The organism is Vibrio ruber DSM 16370 (assembly GCF_900163965.1).
GTDB lineage: Bacteria > Pseudomonadota > Gammaproteobacteria > Enterobacterales > Vibrionaceae > Vibrio > Vibrio ruber.
Genome location: NZ_FULE01000009.1, coordinates 122,708 through 138,123 on the forward strand (window position 1 = coordinate 122,708; position 15,416 = coordinate 138,123).

The 15,416-nt window shown below is 48.6% G+C and carries 14 protein-coding genes and 1 pseudogene; 7 read left to right on the top strand and 8 right to left on the bottom strand.

What is annotated here, in order from left to right; genetic code table 11:
• Positions 1 to 266: 266 nt before the first annotated feature.
• On the bottom strand, positions 267 to 2,804 hold the full coding sequence (gene hrpB / locus VR7878_RS03035) for an ATP-dependent helicase HrpB (protein ID WP_077333318.1): 2,538 nt from the start codon (positions 2,802 to 2,804) through the stop codon (positions 267 to 269).
• Positions 2,805 to 2,806: 2 nt separating this feature from the next.
• Between hrpB and sfsA the strand changes: the two genes are divergently transcribed.
• The 7 genes from sfsA to panC all read left to right on the top strand — a co-directional run bounded on the left by sfsA (position 2,807) and on the right by panC (position 8,877).
• Positions 2,807 to 3,550, top strand: coding sequence for a DNA/RNA nuclease SfsA (gene sfsA, locus VR7878_RS03040; protein ID WP_077333320.1), 744 nt, complete (start codon positions 2,807 to 2,809; stop codon positions 3,548 to 3,550).
• A 124-nt stretch (positions 3,551 to 3,674) separates the two neighbouring features.
• Positions 3,675 to 4,121, top strand: a complete 447-nt coding sequence (dksA, locus tag VR7878_RS03045) for an RNA polymerase-binding protein DksA (protein ID WP_059119941.1) — start codon at positions 3,675 to 3,677, stop codon at positions 4,119 to 4,121.
• Between the two features lie 154 nt (positions 4,122 to 4,275).
• A complete protein-coding gene (gluQRS, locus tag VR7878_RS03050; protein ID WP_077333322.1) occupies positions 4,276 to 5,148 on the top strand; it encodes a tRNA glutamyl-Q(34) synthetase GluQRS in 873 nt (290 codons plus the stop codon).
• 101 nt (positions 5,149 to 5,249) lie between these two features.
• On the top strand, positions 5,250 to 6,617 hold the full coding sequence (gene pcnB, locus VR7878_RS03055) for a polynucleotide adenylyltransferase PcnB (protein ID WP_077333324.1): 1,368 nt from the start codon (positions 5,250 to 5,252) through the stop codon (positions 6,615 to 6,617).
• A complete protein-coding gene (gene folK / locus VR7878_RS03060) occupies positions 6,614 to 7,114 on the top strand; it encodes a 2-amino-4-hydroxy-6-hydroxymethyldihydropteridine diphosphokinase (protein WP_077333326.1) in 501 nt (166 codons plus the stop codon). The genes pcnB and folK overlap by 4 nt, the downstream gene beginning before the upstream one ends.
• 12 nt (positions 7,115 to 7,126) lie before the next feature.
• On the top strand, positions 7,127 to 7,921 hold the full coding sequence (gene panB, locus VR7878_RS03065) for a 3-methyl-2-oxobutanoate hydroxymethyltransferase (protein WP_077333357.1): 795 nt from the start codon (positions 7,127 to 7,129) through the stop codon (positions 7,919 to 7,921).
• A 44-nt stretch (positions 7,922 to 7,965) separates the two neighbouring features.
• Positions 7,966 to 8,877, top strand: coding sequence for a pantoate--beta-alanine ligase (panC, locus tag VR7878_RS03070; RefSeq protein WP_077333328.1), 912 nt, complete (start codon positions 7,966 to 7,968; stop codon positions 8,875 to 8,877).
• Positions 8,878 to 8,947: 70 nt separating this feature from the next.
• On the opposite strand, the gene VR7878_RS03075 is transcribed toward panC, so the two are convergent.
• From VR7878_RS03075 to VR7878_RS03105, 7 genes and pseudogenes are all read right to left on the bottom strand, one after another.
• The gene (locus VR7878_RS03075) at positions 8,948 to 9,700 is read right to left on the bottom strand and encodes an IclR family transcriptional regulator (protein WP_077333330.1); all 753 of its coding nucleotides are present in this window, start codon (positions 9,698 to 9,700) and stop codon (positions 8,948 to 8,950) included.
• Positions 9,701 to 9,838: 138 nt separating this feature from the next.
• Positions 9,839 to 10,327, bottom strand: coding sequence for a NanQ anomerase/TabA/YiaL family protein (locus tag VR7878_RS03080; protein WP_077333332.1), 489 nt, complete (start codon positions 10,325 to 10,327; stop codon positions 9,839 to 9,841).
• Between the two features lie 9 nt (positions 10,328 to 10,336).
• Positions 10,337 to 11,221 (bottom strand): SMP-30/gluconolactonase/LRE family protein, encoded by an 885-nt coding sequence (locus VR7878_RS03085; RefSeq protein WP_077333334.1) that lies wholly within the window; start codon positions 11,219 to 11,221, stop codon positions 10,337 to 10,339.
• 16 nt (positions 11,222 to 11,237) lie between these two features.
• The gene (locus VR7878_RS03090) at positions 11,238 to 12,350 is read right to left on the bottom strand and encodes a substrate-binding domain-containing protein (protein ID WP_077333336.1); all 1,113 of its coding nucleotides are present in this window, start codon (positions 12,348 to 12,350) and stop codon (positions 11,238 to 11,240) included.
• Positions 12,350 to 13,387, bottom strand: coding sequence for an ABC transporter permease (locus tag VR7878_RS03095; protein ID WP_077333338.1), 1,038 nt, complete (start codon positions 13,385 to 13,387; stop codon positions 12,350 to 12,352). The genes VR7878_RS03090 and VR7878_RS03095 overlap by 1 nt, the downstream gene beginning before the upstream one ends.
• On the bottom strand, positions 13,374 to 14,912 hold the full coding sequence (locus VR7878_RS03100) for a sugar ABC transporter ATP-binding protein (RefSeq protein WP_077333340.1): 1,539 nt from the start codon (positions 14,910 to 14,912) through the stop codon (positions 13,374 to 13,376). The genes VR7878_RS03095 and VR7878_RS03100 overlap by 14 nt, the downstream gene beginning before the upstream one ends.
• Positions 14,913 to 15,289: 377 nt before the next feature.
• A pseudogene (locus VR7878_RS03105) lies at positions 15,290 to 15,416 on the bottom strand (IS200/IS605 family transposase); the annotation flags it as partial.

Below are 15,416 nucleotides of genomic sequence, written 5' to 3' on the forward strand. Positions count from 1 at the left end.
GGCAACTCTCGCTGCGGTGTCACCGATTCGCAGCTATGTTACCTGATGTATTGATGCGTGAACATGGTTGGAGATCGTTCATATTGTGTACTAAGCTGATGGTTTAATGTCAATTTGAACGGCTTGGTTTGACACAATATTAACAGCCCTGACACGTTTACTGACATCTTTGACACTCACCGCTCACTCTCCCCCTCATTCAGGGGCACGGCATGATATCAATCGATAAAGGATGAGGAAACAACGCCTCCCCCCATTCAACATGACTACATCAGTTTTTTTACCTTTTTGGTCGGTTGATGATGGGCAGGATCATCCGGCCAAGGATGCTTCGGGTAGCGCCCCTTCATCTCTTTTTGCACTTCACGATATGCGCCCTGCCAGAAAGCAGCCAGATCACGGGTAATTTGCAACGGCCTTTGTGCCGGTGACAGCAGTTCAAGTACCAGTGCAATTTTACCGTGTGCAATCAGAGGAGAAGCCTGTTCGCCGAACATTTCCTGTAATTTCACCGCCAGAACCGGTGCTTGTCCCGGTTGATAACGAATTGGATAACGGGATCCCGTCGGCACCACATAATGCGTGGGTAATGCATGATCGAGTCGCTGTTTCACGTCCCACCCGATGCGCGCCTCAAGTGCTGCGACTAAATCAAGCTTCTCTAAAGCTTTCAATGTTTTCATTCCCGTCATATAGGGCAATAACCACCGCTCAGCTTCAGCAAGCAGGGTTTCATCATCCATAGCGGGAACCCCTAACCCAGGTAACCATTCTCGCGCACACCGGGCACGGTTCAGTAATAATTGGGCGTTTGCGTGCCATGGTAAAACCGACAAACCTTGACGAACCACAGCATTGAGTAACGCTTCAGCGGCTCTCGCCGGGTCTGGTTCCCCCAGCGATTGGCGCGCCAAAACGAGTTGTCCGCAGCAAAGGTGATGTTCTGCAGTTAATCGCCCTTTGTGATCATCCCAATCGAGCCATTCCCGCCACTCAAATAAATGCGGCAGTACCTGTTGCAACATCGCTTGCTCAGCACGAACCGCAGAAAAAATCCGACTGTCCCCCTGCCGGGTTTTGACAATGTCAGCCACCACCAATAATGCTTCATCCGCCAGAGGTTCATCCGGCATCATCATTGCCCCCTGACCATTGGCTAACCGGTAACGACTTGCCTGACCACGCGACAGAGCAATACGATCGGGAAATCCCGCAGCCAGTAGCGGAGCAACCCACTCGTGAGCAACCTTAAGCGGCTGGGAAGAGCAATCAAGTTTTGCTAACAGCTGTTGTGCTCGCTTCAGATAGAGCTGGCTGCGTGGCAAGGCTGAGCTGTCGACTAAATTGAGCTGAAAATGCAAATCCGGATTATGATTTCCCCTGAGCGGCTCTTCGAGCAACGCGACTAACATTGCTGCCGTAGCGGCAACCGGTGCGCCATGTTGTTTGCCCCGCCATAGTATTGCCCCATAACGTGGCGCAACACCAAGCAGCGCAATCGCACTTCCCATTTCCGTCAGTCGTCCCTGCTCATCCATCGCGCCAAGCCGGGTTAATAACGCATTCGCTTGCTTCAGAGCGGACTCCGGCGGGCAGTCTAACCAGTGTAAATCCGCAGGAGAGCGACATCCCCACTGTGCAAGCTCCATCGCAAGTGACGTAAGATCCGCCCGTAAGATCTCGGGCTGTTGTGCCGCGGGCTGTCGGGACAGCATTTCCTCGCTATAAAGACGCAGGCAGATACCGGCTTCCAATCGACCGGCCCGTCCTGCGCGCTGCTCAGCGGAAGCCCGTGAGATACGCACGGATTCAAGCCGGCTGATTCCCGTTTTCGGATCCCATTGGGCGAGGCGTTCAAGACCACAATCAACCACCATGCGAATGCCTTCAATCGTCAGACTGGTTTCTGCAATATTAGTCGCCAGCACAACTTTTCGTTTGCCAGCCGGTGCCGGAGCAATCGCCTGCTGTTGCTGTTGAACCGTCAGTTGGCCATAAAGCGGACAAACCAACACATCCTCGCGCAACTGCCCGTCAAGCTGCTGCACGAGACGTTGAATCTCACCGGCGCCGGGCAGGAAAACCAGCATAGAACCGGCTTCGCGAGCCAATAATGCCGAGATTTCTTTCGCGGCATCTTCAACCAGCCGCCCTCCCGTTGCAGGCTTCTTATAAGACAATTCAACCGGATAACTGCGCCCTGTGGATTCAATATAACCGGCCTCAGGCAATATGCCTTGTAGGGCATCCCCGTCCAGCGTGGCCGACATGATCAATAATTTAAGATCGCCTCGTAATGCCTCCTGAACTTCTAATGCCAAAGCCAGTGAGATGTCCGCATCCAAGTTGCGCTCATGAAACTCATCAAAAATCAGTAAATCAATGCCGTTCAGTTCCGGGTCTTGTTGCAACATTCGGGTCATCACACCTTCGGTCACGATCTCAAGCCGCGTATGACGACTCACTTGCGTTGTGCCCCGGACACGCAGGCCAACCGTTTCTCCGACGGACTCCCCCAGTTGGGAAGCCAGATAACTGGCAATATTACGCGCTGCGAGTCTGCGTGGCTCCAGCATGATTATTTTTCCGCTGTAGTTTCCTTGCTGAAGCAAAGCAAGTAGTAACCCTGTGGATTTTCCCGCTCCGGGCGGTGCTTTCAGGATCACCTGAGGATAATCGGCAATCGCGGCTAATAATTCAGCCATGACAGTTTCAATCGGTAACTGAGATAACGCTGACGACTGTGACAAAACATCACCCTTGTGATTAAATGAGGGAAATAATTGTAACGAAAAAACATCCATAAATGCAGTTTGATCCCCCGTTAAGTTCCGCTGTCCTGTTAAAACGTTACAAACGTTTTCTGGCTGATATTCAATTGCCTGATGGCAGTGTCACCACCATCCACTGCGCCAATACCGGTGCCATGACCGGCTGTGCAACCCCCGGTGATACGGTATGGTTCTCTCATTCGGATAACCCCAAACGCAAGTATCCTTGTAGCTGGGAACTGACCGAAACCACACACGGACATCAGATCTGTGTCAATACGATTCGGGCCAATACGTTAGCCTGCGAGGCAATACAGTCAGGTGTCATCAAAGAGCTTCAGGGATACGACACCTTACGCACCGAAGTCAAATACGGCCAGGAAAACAGTCGGATCGACATTCTCCTCAGCGCAGTTTCTCAGCCGGACTGCTACATTGAAGTAAAAAGTGTCACGTTACTTGATTATTCTCCCCGAGATGCTAAACCTTCCGGTCAGGGATACTTTCCGGATGCAGTCACGACTCGTGGACAAAAACATCTACGAGAGCTGATGGAGGTTGCCCGAAATGGAAAACGGGCCATACTTTTATTTACTGTATTACACTCAGGGATTGAAAATGTATCGGCCGCCCTCCATATAGACGCAACATATTCACATTTGTTGGAAGAAGCGCAAAAGGAAGGCGTGGAAGTCCTGTGCTACAAGGCAGAACTATCCAAATATGAAATGAAACTTGTATCAAAGATAGAATGGCTCAATGAACCGATAAAATATTGATATTGTCTGCACATTGATAACAAGTTTACAACGAGTGTTTGCCACCCCCTTTTCTTTCTGGTATAGATACCCGCCTTAAGTAGACTGCTCACGCAGTTGACTAGGTGTTAGTAGGAGATGCTGTATGACAGAATCCAAAAAAAAATCGCTAGGCATCCTAGCCATCGCAGGTGTTGAGCCATATCAGGAACAACCGGGTGAAGAATATATGTCACCGGGCCAGATCGCTCATTTTACAAAGATTTTACAAGCTTGGCGTAACCAACTCCGGGAAGAAGTTGAACGGACTGTCCACCATATGCAGGACGAAGCAGCAAATTTCCCAGATCCTGTCGATCGTGCATCTCAGGAAGAAGAGTTCAGCTTGGAGCTTCGCAATCGGGACAGAGAGCGTCGTCTCATCAAGAAAATCGAAAAAACGCTGAATAAGATTGAAGAAGAAGACTTCGGTTTCTGTGAATCTTGTGGTGTTGAGATTGGTATTCGCCGTCTTGAGGCGCGCCCGACCGCAGATTTATGTATTGATTGTAAAACACTTGCAGAAATCAAAGAAAGACAGATGCAAGGTTAAGCAAGTTCAATTATCTTATGCAAGACAAACAAGGGAGCAATTGCTCCCTTGTTTGTTATTGTTATCCGGCTCAAAATATAGCCATATCAAAACTCGGTGAACCTCAATCCCGGTAGCATTTCAATACAACATCATCTCAATACAATCGATGAACATGAGCAATTATATCGGGCGTTTTGCCCCGTCGCCTTCCGGCCCATTGCATTTTGGCTCGCTTGTTGCTGCGTTAGGCAGCTATTTTCAGGCACGAGCCATGAACGGAGAATGGCTGGTCAGAATTGAAGACCTCGACCCACCCCGAGAAATGCCGGGCGCAGCCGATCTGATCCTGAAGACACTGGAAGCCTACGGTCTACACTGGGATCGAACCGTCTGGTATCAGAGTCAGCGTCATCAAGCTTATCAGGCGCAGATTGAGACGTGGCTCGCTCAGGGTCAGGCGTACTATTGTTGCTGTACCCGTAAACAGATTAAAGCCTCTGGCGGGTACTACAACGGCGCCTGTCGTCATCGGCAGCTTACGCCTCAGCCCGGCTATGCCATCCGCTTACAAGTGGATACGCCCATTACTCAGTTTTACGATGAAAAACACGGTAACATTGAGATTCCGCTGGCGTTGGCACAAGAAGATTTTACGATTAAACGCCGCGACGGTCTGTTTGCATACAATCTGGCGGTGGTACTTGATGATATTGACCAAGGTATCACTCAAGTTGTCCGCGGTGCCGACTTGATTGAGCCGACCGGACGCCAAATTAGCCTGTATCAACGATTGGGACACTCGCCGGTCAGTTACCTTCATTTGCCGCTCGCGGTTGATCAAACCGGGCATAAGCTCTCGAAGCAAAACCATGCTCCGGCCATTGATCGCCAAAACCCACGGCCAACCTTGATTCAAGCCATGAAATTTCTCGGCTTTCAGTTACCGGCTGATATCGAGGCAGCAGAACTGTCGGAAATTGTTGCTTGGGGCTGCCAAAACTGGCATATTCATCAACTCCCAAAGACGCTTGAAATCACACGATGATTCTCAAATTGAGTCCAGTAGGCTATGATTAGCCGCAAATTGACCCACAAAGACATTCTGTCAACAAAAGACAACAAGGTAGAGATTCTTATCCTTGTCTGATGCTCATGAATAAAAACGATACTACAGAACAAGCTCATCGCGTTTATCCGGATTTGACGCTAAACATCCTCACGCGACAAGAGCACAACATCTCTCGCAAACAAATCAGCGAGAGCGCACTTAAAGTGCTGTACCGACTGCAAAGTTCAGGCTATGAGGCCTATCTTGTCGGCGGCGGTGTCCGTGATCTTTTGCTGGGGGAGTCCCCGAAAGATTTCGACATTACAACCAATGCGACTCCTGAACAGGTGCGTAAGCTGTTTCGCAACTGTCGTTTGATCGGTCGACGTTTTCGTCTCGCCCATGTGATGTTCGGGCGTGAAATTGTTGAAGTTGCCACATTCCGTGGTCACCATCAGGAAAATGATCACCAGAAGGCGAGCCAGTCGGAAGCAGGTATGCTGCTCCGGGACAACGTTTACGGTACGATTGATGAAGATGCCGAACGGCGTGACTTCACAGTCAATGCCATGTATTACAACGTCGCGGATTATACGATTCACGATTACGCCGGAGGCATTGAAGATATAGAAGACCGGCTGATCCGGCTGATTGGCGATCCACAAACCCGTTACCGCGAAGATCCGGTGCGGATGTTGAGAGCGGTTCGCTTTGCGGTCAAACTTGATTTCGATATCGAAGAAGAGACGGCAGCGCCTATCGAAGAACTGGCACCGTTGCTACAGGATATTCCGTCAGCACGACTCTATGAAGAGTCGCTAAAAATGCTGCAAACCGGGTATGGTCTGGAAACGTATCATCAAATGCGACAGTACAATCTGTTCCAGCAACTGTTCCCGATGATCTCAGCCTATTTTACTGACGATCACAGTTCACCGACGGAAAAAATGCTCGATCTGGCACTCGATTCAACCGATCAAAGAATCGAGGAAGGTAAAAGAATTAACCCGGCATTTATGTTTGCGGCCATTCTCTGGTATCCGATGATTCATTTGGCCGAAACATTTATGGAATCCAAAAATCTCTGTTACTACGATGCAGTGATGGAAGCGGGTAACAAAATATTGGATCAGTTAGTTAAAACAGTTGCCATTCCAAGACGCCATACTGCAACCATTCGTGATATCTGGCAACTGCAACTACGCTTCCCGCGCCGGCATGGTAAACGGGCTTTCCGTTTACTGGATATCAACAAATTCCGCGCAGGTTTCGACTTTTTAGCAATGAGGGGTATTGTTGAAGAGGGAGAAACGCAAGAACTCGCCCAATGGTGGGAAACCTTCCAGAATGCCGGAAAAAATATGCGTCAGGCGATGGTCAACGATATTGGTCGAATCAATTCCAAAAAAGCCAAAGCACGTCAGCGCCAGACAAGGCCGCAAAAAAATAAACAGGATGTGTCATGATCACCGTTTATATTGCGATCGGCAGTAATATGGCACAACCGGCTCAACAAGCCCGGCAAGCGATTGAGGCACTGCAACATCTGCCTGAGTCGGAATTTATTCAGGCTTCTCAATTGTATAGCAGTACACCAATGGGGCCGGCGGATCAACCGGACTATATCAATGCTGTTGTTGAGATCAAAACGCATTTAAAACCACTGGAATTATTAGATCATACCCAAGCGATCGAACTCAATCAGGGACGGGTACGAAAAGAAGAACGCTGGGGCCCGAGAACGCTGGATCTCGACATTCTCTTGTATGGTCAGACGGTGATCAATTCTGAGCGGCTGATAATTCCCCATTATGGGATGAAAGAACGAGAATTCGTGCTCTATCCGCTGGCTGAAATTGCACCTCAATTAATTCTCCCGGATGGGACTGAGTTGCATCAACTCCTCCAACAAGTTGATCAAAATGGACTCACAATTTGGCACTCTCCTGCCAACGTCTCGTAAGGATGATGAATGATGAAAAAAATTACGATTAACAATTTGATGCGCTGGAAACAAGAAGGCCGTAAATTTGCATCCATAACCGCCTACGATGCCAGTTTTGCGCAGCTTTTCGAGAGTCAGGATATGCCGGTATTACTGGTCGGAGACTCTCTGGGGATGGTACTGCAAGGCCGGACAGATACACTCCCGGTAACAATTGAAGACATGGCCTACCACACACGATGTGTCAGAGCCGGTAGCCCTAATTCGCTTTTGATGGCAGACATGCCGTTTATGAGCTACGCCACGCCGGTACAAGCGTGTGAAAATGCCGCCAGCCTGATGCAGGCAGGGGCAAACATGGTCAAAATTGAGGGTGGCCAATGGCTGGTGGAAACAGTCAAAATGCTCACCGAGCGCGCCGTTCCGGTCTGTGTACATTTAGGTTTGACACCGCAGTCAGTAAATATCTTCGGTGGTTATAAAGTACAAGGACGAGAAGAACAACAAGCCGAACAGATGTTACATGATGCGCTGGCGCTGCAAGATGCCGGTGCGCAATTAGCGTTATTAGAATGTGTCCCGGCCAAGCTGGCCGCTCAGATTACTCAAGCACTCGATATTCCTGTGATCGGTATTGGTGCCGGTGCAGATACCGATGGTCAGGTGCTGGTCATGCACGATATGCTTGGCATTTCGGCAAACTACATGCCTAAGTTTTCAAAAAACTTTTTAGCGGAGACTGGCGATATCCGTCAAGCGGTCGCCAAATACATGGAAGATGTGGAACATGGTATTTTTCCTGATGAAGAACACACCATTGCCTAATACAGTATCACTAGGCCAAGTAGTGCCTAGAGAAGGAGCAATTCATGCAGACTTACTCTGATATCTCAGCGTTTAAAGCGCAGATTAAGCAGTACAAGCGTGATGGGCATACCATAGGGTTTGTCCCGACCATGGGAAATCTGCATGAAGGTCATTTAACGCTGGTACGTAAAGCCAAAGCACTGGCTGATGTGGTTGTCGTCAGTATTTTTGTCAATCCGATGCAGTTTGACAAAGCAGAAGACCTGACCAACTACCCGCGGACTTTAGATGAAGATCTGGCTAAGTTGACTCAAGAAGGCGTTGCACTGGTTTTCACGCCGACAGCCAACATCATGTATCCGGAAGGACTGGATAAGCAGACATTTGTCGAGGTGCCCGGACTCTCTCAAATATTGGAAGGCCACTCACGCCCCGGTCATTTTCGGGGGGTCTCAACCATCGTGACCAAGCTATTCCATATCGTTCAGCCTGATATTGCCTGTTTTGGTGAGAAAGACTACCAACAACTGGCATTGATCCGCCAGATGGTGATTGATCTCTGTTTCGATATTGAGATTGTCGGTGTTCCGACAATCCGCGAAGCCGACGGGCTGGCGATGAGTTCCCGGAATAATCTGTTAACGTTGGATGAACGTCAGCGTGCGCCGGTATTAGCCAGAACCATGCGCTGGATCAGTAGTGCGATCCGAGGCGGACGGAGAGATTTCGACACCATTATCGAAGATGCCATTGATCAACTCAGAGCTGCTGATCTTGAACCGGATGAAATTTTTATCCGTGATGCCCGGACTCTTCTGCCGGTGACAGAGAGCAGCAAGCAAGCCGTTATTCTGATGTCAGCCTTTATGGGCAAAGTTCGCCTGATTGATAATCAGGTCGTCGAACTCGCCCGGGAAAGTAAAGAGGCAAGCAAGAATATCGACGAAACAAAGAACAACGAGAGCGATAGCTAATCTCGCGCTTCACCGAGCCGAAGACAGCAAACTCAGGCTGTCTTCGGTATCACCCAGCTCACGTTGCGGACTAACGAATTTTCCCACCCAGTGCGCGAACCACTTCCCGCAGGCGCTCCAGTAATTGCACCTGACCAAACCGATGAATTTCCGGGGTCAGCCCCGAGACACTAATCGCATAATTAGCCGACTGCTCAGTTTCCAGCGGTACGGCAATACAAGTAATCCCGGATTCATTCCCTTCACCGTCAACCGCAAAACCTTGCTGTTTAATCAGCGCCAGCTCGCGGTAAAAATCGTGTTCCGTCTGGATTTCAGCCTGACCGAAATGGCGAAAACTCGCCAGATCATGGCAGTGACTCTGCCAGTATTTCTGCTGTTCATCATGAGAGAAATAAGATAAAACCACTTTACCGCAAGCGGAATGCAGCAGCGATGAAGCCAATCCGGCATGTGCATTGGTATGAAAGAGTGAGTTTTTCGGTTCTTCTTTTTTCAACAAAATGACTTTATCAAAGTCACGCCGCTGTAAATTGACCGTAAATCCGGTGTGTTCAGCAAGTGCAGCCATATAAGGTGCCGCTTCCGCAACAAAAGTATCATGATGGATCACCGAATAACCTAAAGTGATCATCTTGGTCGTCAGACAGTATTTGCCACTGTCAGCCTGACGGAGATAACCGCACTGACACAGGCATTTACAAATTCTGTGCACGGTTGTTTTCGGATACGGTATCACCTTACACAACGCATCAAGGCTCATTCCGCCTGAGGCAGTCGCGACAGTCTCCAGAACTTCAAAGGTTTTATGTACTGATTGCATAGTGACTCAATAGTGTTCGCGGCTTCCACCACACTTCAATTTTCGAGGACGATAAAATACCGTGTTGAGCATCGATAGATAGTGTATTTGATCAAAACCATACATTTTATATAAAGATGGTGACACAGATGCTCTGAATCAAGCCGGATATTTCAGCTTAATCACCACTTTTCGAACCTGTGATGTCGTAGTGACAGAGAGATTCGGCATATGCGCGGTTCTCGGTGAAAACAGATAGAATTGATCATGAGACATCGTCTGATAAGACAGTGTCACAAGTTGCGGATCAAAGAAACAGATATCGCGTTGTGGATCATAATGATATTCCTGCGATAACTGCTGGTGTTGGGTATCAGTCAACTCAGCCCAGCCAAACTGTTCCTCTCCTTGAATGATAAACTGCACATCACAATATTTATGATGAAATTCAGGGCCAACCGGGCTTTCTGCCGTTGTTTGATACTCAAGGATCATAAAAAAAGCATCGTCCGGATCAATCCCGGGAATCGTATGCCGCCCGGCGTCGAGTGCATGCAGATCCTGTGAAACAACATAATCAATCGCCCGGACAAATAACTCGGGTAACAAAACACGATAATCAGAGGCATGAAAATGACAAGCAAACATAATAATTCCTTATAATTCTGCCAGTTTCTGGCAGTTGAGATCGATAGCATAAACCGAAGTCGATGCTGTGATATAAAGCGTGCTTTCATCGTGATTCAGCGTACAGTTAGAAACGGTCTCGGGTACCGGAATACATCCCACCAACACCATGTCCCGATTGAGCACTAACACCCCTTCAGACGAACTGCAATAAAGCATCCCGAAACGGTCCATGGTCATCCCATCGGGGATGCCGTGTTCCACCTGATAAACCAAGCGTCCTTGAGAGAGCACTTTTCCATGGACATCAAAGGCTTTCAAGTGTTTCAATCCCTGCGTCGGAAAATCAACAATCGACATATCCGCCACATACAAAGTTTTTTCATCGGGAGAAAATACCAGACCATTGGGCCGCTGAATATCGGTCGATGCAATCGTTAGTGACTGATCTCGCGGGTCATAACAGTAGATATAACATCCAATCATCTGACTTTCTGATTTAAATCCCTCAGCATCACTGATGATACCGTATGGCGGATCCGTAAACCAAATCGTTCCATCCGAGCGACGCTCAACCACATCATTCGGTGAGTTGAGCCGTTTGCCATCATACTGATCAACCAGAATTTTGGCGAGTGCCAGATTGTCTTTATGTCGGATCGAAATACAGCGTCGCCCGTGTTCACATGTCACCACATCGCCATTGGCTAATGGATAATTACCATTGGCAAAATGTGAGTAATCGGTGACGAGCGTCGTCTCCTGAGAATCGGGATGATATAAGTAGAGTGCATTCTTTTTGACATCTGAAAACAGCAGTTGACCGGCATGCTGCAACCATGCCGCCCCCTCACACCAGATATGGCCGCCACTGACTTGACGCAGTGGCGACAACAAGGCTTGTTCAAACAACATACTCACCTCACCTCGCTCATTTCACCTGCCAGGATGCCTGATAATAATCCCGATAGCCATTTTCCGGATCGTATAAATTGCGGTCTCCGCCGGATTGGTGAATATTCTCTGCCGTGACTAAATGCGCAGGCGTCACATAACCGCTGATCGGCTGATCGTGAAACAATCGGTTCAGTTCATCGATTAACTGCCAGCCATGCAGATTTAACGGTTCGGCGACCGTTGCAACCTGAAAATCACCGTTACGAATGCGCTCAAACGCGGACTCACTGCCATCTCCGGCAGAGATATTATACGGACCCTCACCCTTTTTCTTACCCGACAGTGAACGCAGCGCCGGAGCCATGTAGTCGAAATAGAGGTCATTGATTGCGAGCGTATAGTTGTACTTATCGCCATACTTCTGAACCAACGAGAAGGTCAGTGGCGGAATACGCGCTGAAGTATTCGCCAGAGGAGTATCTTCATAACTCAGCACAGAACATCCGGTACATTTTTCAATATAAGATTTCATCACGTCGGCTTTACGAACCGCAATACTATATAAACCATCGGTCAGTATCACGACATTCGCATGCCCATCGGATTTGGCAATCGCATACATGGCCGAGACTTTAGCAACATCATCAGCCGAACTGGTAATATTATCTTCAATATAAAGTTGCTCAATCGGACCGGGCTCCGGTGTCGCGTGCCAGCTAACAATCCGAATCCCCAGTTTATGCGCCTGACGCAGCGTCGGAATCATTGTATTGGGGGTGAATCCACCGATGACAATCCCATCAGGTTGCAACGCGATGGCTTGCTTCAAGGCGGAAGACTGCGATGGCACACTCCCCGCACCATCCAGTACTCGCACTTGCCAGCCAATGACTTTAGCTGCTTCCTGATAACCTTTCATCACCCCCAAAACACCACTATTTTTCAGGTCGGAAGCAATAAAGATAACGGTTTTATCCTTGGCTGCCGCTGGTCCTTTGGGAAGTGAAAACGCCGCAGCGCTGTCGGTAGATGCCTGTTGAACAACCTGTTTTGCCATCGCAACATAATCCGATGCTTCATCAGCAAGTACGGGGAGAGTCAATGCTGAACCAATCACCATGGCGAGTATTTTGAATCGTCTTTTCATTATTTCACCTTCACATTATTTTTGGTTGCTGTTTGTTTACGTTTTTGGCTAAAACCAGCCAAAGTGATGGAAATTAACAGAATCGCACCATTGAAGAGCGGTTCGACAAAGAATGGTGTGCCCCACTGCTGGAGACCGGAAATCCCGACACTGACCAGAGAAACACCGATCAGGGTGCCCCAGACGTTGACCCGCCCGGCACGAAATGTCGTGGAACCTAAAAATGCCCCGACCAAAGCCGGTAGCATGTAGTCCTGTCCCACCGAGGAAGAGCCAATCCCGATATGAGAGGCCAACAACACACTGGCAAAGGCAATTAAACCATCCGAGACCACATAAGCCCCGATGTAACAGGAAGTCGTGTTGATACCATTTAAGGTTGCGGTATTCGGATTGGCTCCGACCGCATAAAGTTTGCGTCCCAGCGCGGTATATTCGGTCACCAGCCACAGCAGCAGCGTAATCGCGAGCAAGTAAAAGACGATGATCGGAATCCCGACAATTTCATAACCGCTGAACAGATAGAAACTCTCCGGCAAAACCCCCACGATCTGACGACCACCGGTGTGCCATAGTGACACGGCGTAGATCACGGTCCCCGTCCCTAACGTTGCCACAAAAGAGTCAATATCGGCCAAGGCCACCAACATGCCGTTAAATGCACCGTAGAGACATCCGCACAGCACCACAATCACTGCCGCGGCTTCCCAGGAGAAACCATATCGTTGCTGGAGCGTAATGACAAAAACGTGCCAGAAAGTCACCCCAAACCCGACATTCAGATTCATTTTACCGGTGATCATGGTCACCATTGCCGCTAAAGCAAGAATCGCGACCACACTCTTTTCACTCAGAATCGCCTGAAGCGTCAGCATGGAAAAGAAAGTATCAGTGGTCAGACTAAACAACAGGATTAGAAATACCGTCAGGAGTAATAATCCATAGCGCATTGCGATCTGAGTGATGAAATTTCCGAGCCCCAAAGAGAAGGTGATATCCGTCTCTAATGCAGTCGATTTAATGTTAGACGTTGCCATGTTCGCCCTCTCCTACTTTTGAACCTGATGCATACTTCAATAAATTCGCTACCGTCACTTGCTGCTCCGTCAGCTCTTTCACCACTTTTCCCCGGTTAAACACTAAGGCCCGATTCGAAATATTCACCACCTCTTCAAAATCACTGGAAATCACAATCACAGACAATCCCTGCTGAATCGACTCACGCATGATCCGATAGATTTCAGCCCGCGCACCAATATCAACACCGGCGGTGGGATTATCCAAAATAACAATCGGCTTATTCAGACTGAACCAACGCGCCAGAATCACTTTTTGCTGATTGCCGCCACTCATCGAACTAATCGCAATGTCCGGGTCCATTGGCCGAACGTCATACTGTTTCATGGCTTCGAGCGTGTTACGGTATTCTTGCTGTCTGGACAGGAAGCTCAGATACCCCGCACCGCCAATGGTCGGATTCAAGTTAAAATTTTCCAGCGCGCTCATGGTGCTACAAATACTCTCTTTGACCCGGTCTGCCGCCACCATGGCGAAGCCACTGCGAATACTGTTCGCCGGAGAGCTGATATTGGCTTTTTCCCCTCGGATAAAGACTTCACCGGACTTGATATTGAGCCCGCCGAACAATGCCTGACCAATCGCTTCCTGCCCGGCATTACGCAAACCAACCAAAGCAACCAGCTCGCCATGACGCAATGTCATATTAAATGGCTCCAAATCACCCAGTTGCAGATTTCGCACTTGCAAAATATCATCCTGATCGGGTTGGAGCGGGGTCCGATAATTCATCTCTTTGTGCGTACCGACGATAAGCGTCACCAGCTCATCAATGGTGTAATCATCGACGAGCCCAGAGCCGACTAAACGGCCATCGCGCAACACCACCACGTCATCGCAAATATCATGAATTTCATCCAGCCGGTGAGAGACATAGATCATCCCCACGCCTTGTGCTTTCAGGCGTTTCAATACCTCAAACATCCGGCCGACATCACTGGCAACGAGAGAAGCGGTCGGTTCATCTAAGATCAAAACTTCTGCATCAGCGACCAACGCTCGGGCAATAGCCAGTAATGATTTTTCTGCCGCACTTAAGTTAAAAATACGCTCAGATGCTTTTACATCTAACCCGACTAAATCCAACACTTGCTGTGCTTTTTGTTCGGCTGCTTTCCAGTTGATCATCCCCCAGCGCTTCGGGAATCCCAGTGTTAAACCAATGTTCTCCGCAACCGTCATCCACTCGATCAAACCAAGATCCTGATGAATAAAAGCAATCGGAACTTTATCGGCTGACGCTAAATGGGCCGCATCTTCAATCAATTCCCCTTTGAAGCGAATCTCACCAGCAGTTTTTTTATGAATACCGGCCAATGTTTTAATCAAAGTCGACTTCCCGGCACCATTTTCGCCAAGGAGCGCCACACAGCGCCCAGGGTGAACATGGAAAGAGGCAGACTCCAAGGCAACAAAATTAAAGAATCGTTTCGTTAAACGATCAATCGAGAGCAGGCTTCCTTGTGGATTGTTGAGCACTTCCATAGATACCTCATGATGATATGACTGCTTCGCGGGATATCAGCTCACAGTCAATTTCGTCAAAATAAACTTAGCCCAAATTCCATATTGTGGAATATATTTATAATCAATTCCAAATTACGATATAGTGTTTTTTGCGTTTAAAAAGTGAGCAAGATCGGCATTTGATAGGGATGTCATTTGTTTTTGATCTTTAAGTGAATTGGATCACATTCACTGGTAATCCTGTTGCTGTTGCGTGTCACGATTGAATGTCATGATGACGTTGAGATGAAAAAAAGTATCCACCGGCATAGCCGGTGGTTTTTCATATGCGCCTATAAGGCTCTCCTACTAGCAGCGCCCTAGCAGGCGCGTAGTGATCTGACATTTGCATATGACTACTTCCTGCGGCCCGTAAACGGGCTACCTGAATACGGGATCGACAATTGCTCTCCCATTTTATCCTGCTCTAGTTGCTGCTTAATGTAATTTTGTATCTTGCTCGTATTTTTACCTACCGTATCT

Bases quoted from the DNA above. Each gene is read 5' to 3' on its own strand.
- hrpB (WP_077333318.1), bottom strand. From the start codon at position 2,804: ATGGATGTTTTTTCGTTACAATTATTTCCCTCATTTAATCACAAGGGT.
- sfsA (WP_077333320.1), top strand. From the start codon at position 2,807: ATGCAGTTTGATCCCCCGTTAAGTTCCGCTGTCCTGTTAAAACGTTAC.
- dksA (WP_059119941.1), top strand. From the start codon at position 3,675: ATGACAGAATCCAAAAAAAAATCGCTAGGCATCCTAGCCATCGCAGGT.
- gluQRS (WP_077333322.1), top strand. From the start codon at position 4,276: ATGAGCAATTATATCGGGCGTTTTGCCCCGTCGCCTTCCGGCCCATTG.
- pcnB (WP_077333324.1), top strand. From the start codon at position 5,250: ATGCTCATGAATAAAAACGATACTACAGAACAAGCTCATCGCGTTTAT.
- folK (WP_077333326.1), top strand. From the start codon at position 6,614: ATGATCACCGTTTATATTGCGATCGGCAGTAATATGGCACAACCGGCT.
- panB (WP_077333357.1), top strand. From the start codon at position 7,127: ATGAAAAAAATTACGATTAACAATTTGATGCGCTGGAAACAAGAAGGC.
- panC (WP_077333328.1), top strand. From the start codon at position 7,966: ATGCAGACTTACTCTGATATCTCAGCGTTTAAAGCGCAGATTAAGCAG.
- VR7878_RS03075 (WP_077333330.1), bottom strand. From the start codon at position 9,700: ATGCAATCAGTACATAAAACCTTTGAAGTTCTGGAGACTGTCGCGACT.
- VR7878_RS03080 (WP_077333332.1), bottom strand. From the start codon at position 10,327: ATGTTTGCTTGTCATTTTCATGCCTCTGATTATCGTGTTTTGTTACCC.
- VR7878_RS03085 (WP_077333334.1), bottom strand. From the start codon at position 11,221: ATGTTGTTTGAACAAGCCTTGTTGTCGCCACTGCGTCAAGTCAGTGGC.
- VR7878_RS03090 (WP_077333336.1), bottom strand. From the start codon at position 12,350: ATGAAAAGACGATTCAAAATACTCGCCATGGTGATTGGTTCAGCATTG.
- VR7878_RS03095 (WP_077333338.1), bottom strand. From the start codon at position 13,387: ATGGCAACGTCTAACATTAAATCGACTGCATTAGAGACGGATATCACC.
- VR7878_RS03100 (WP_077333340.1), bottom strand. From the start codon at position 14,912: ATGGAAGTGCTCAACAATCCACAAGGAAGCCTGCTCTCGATTGATCGT.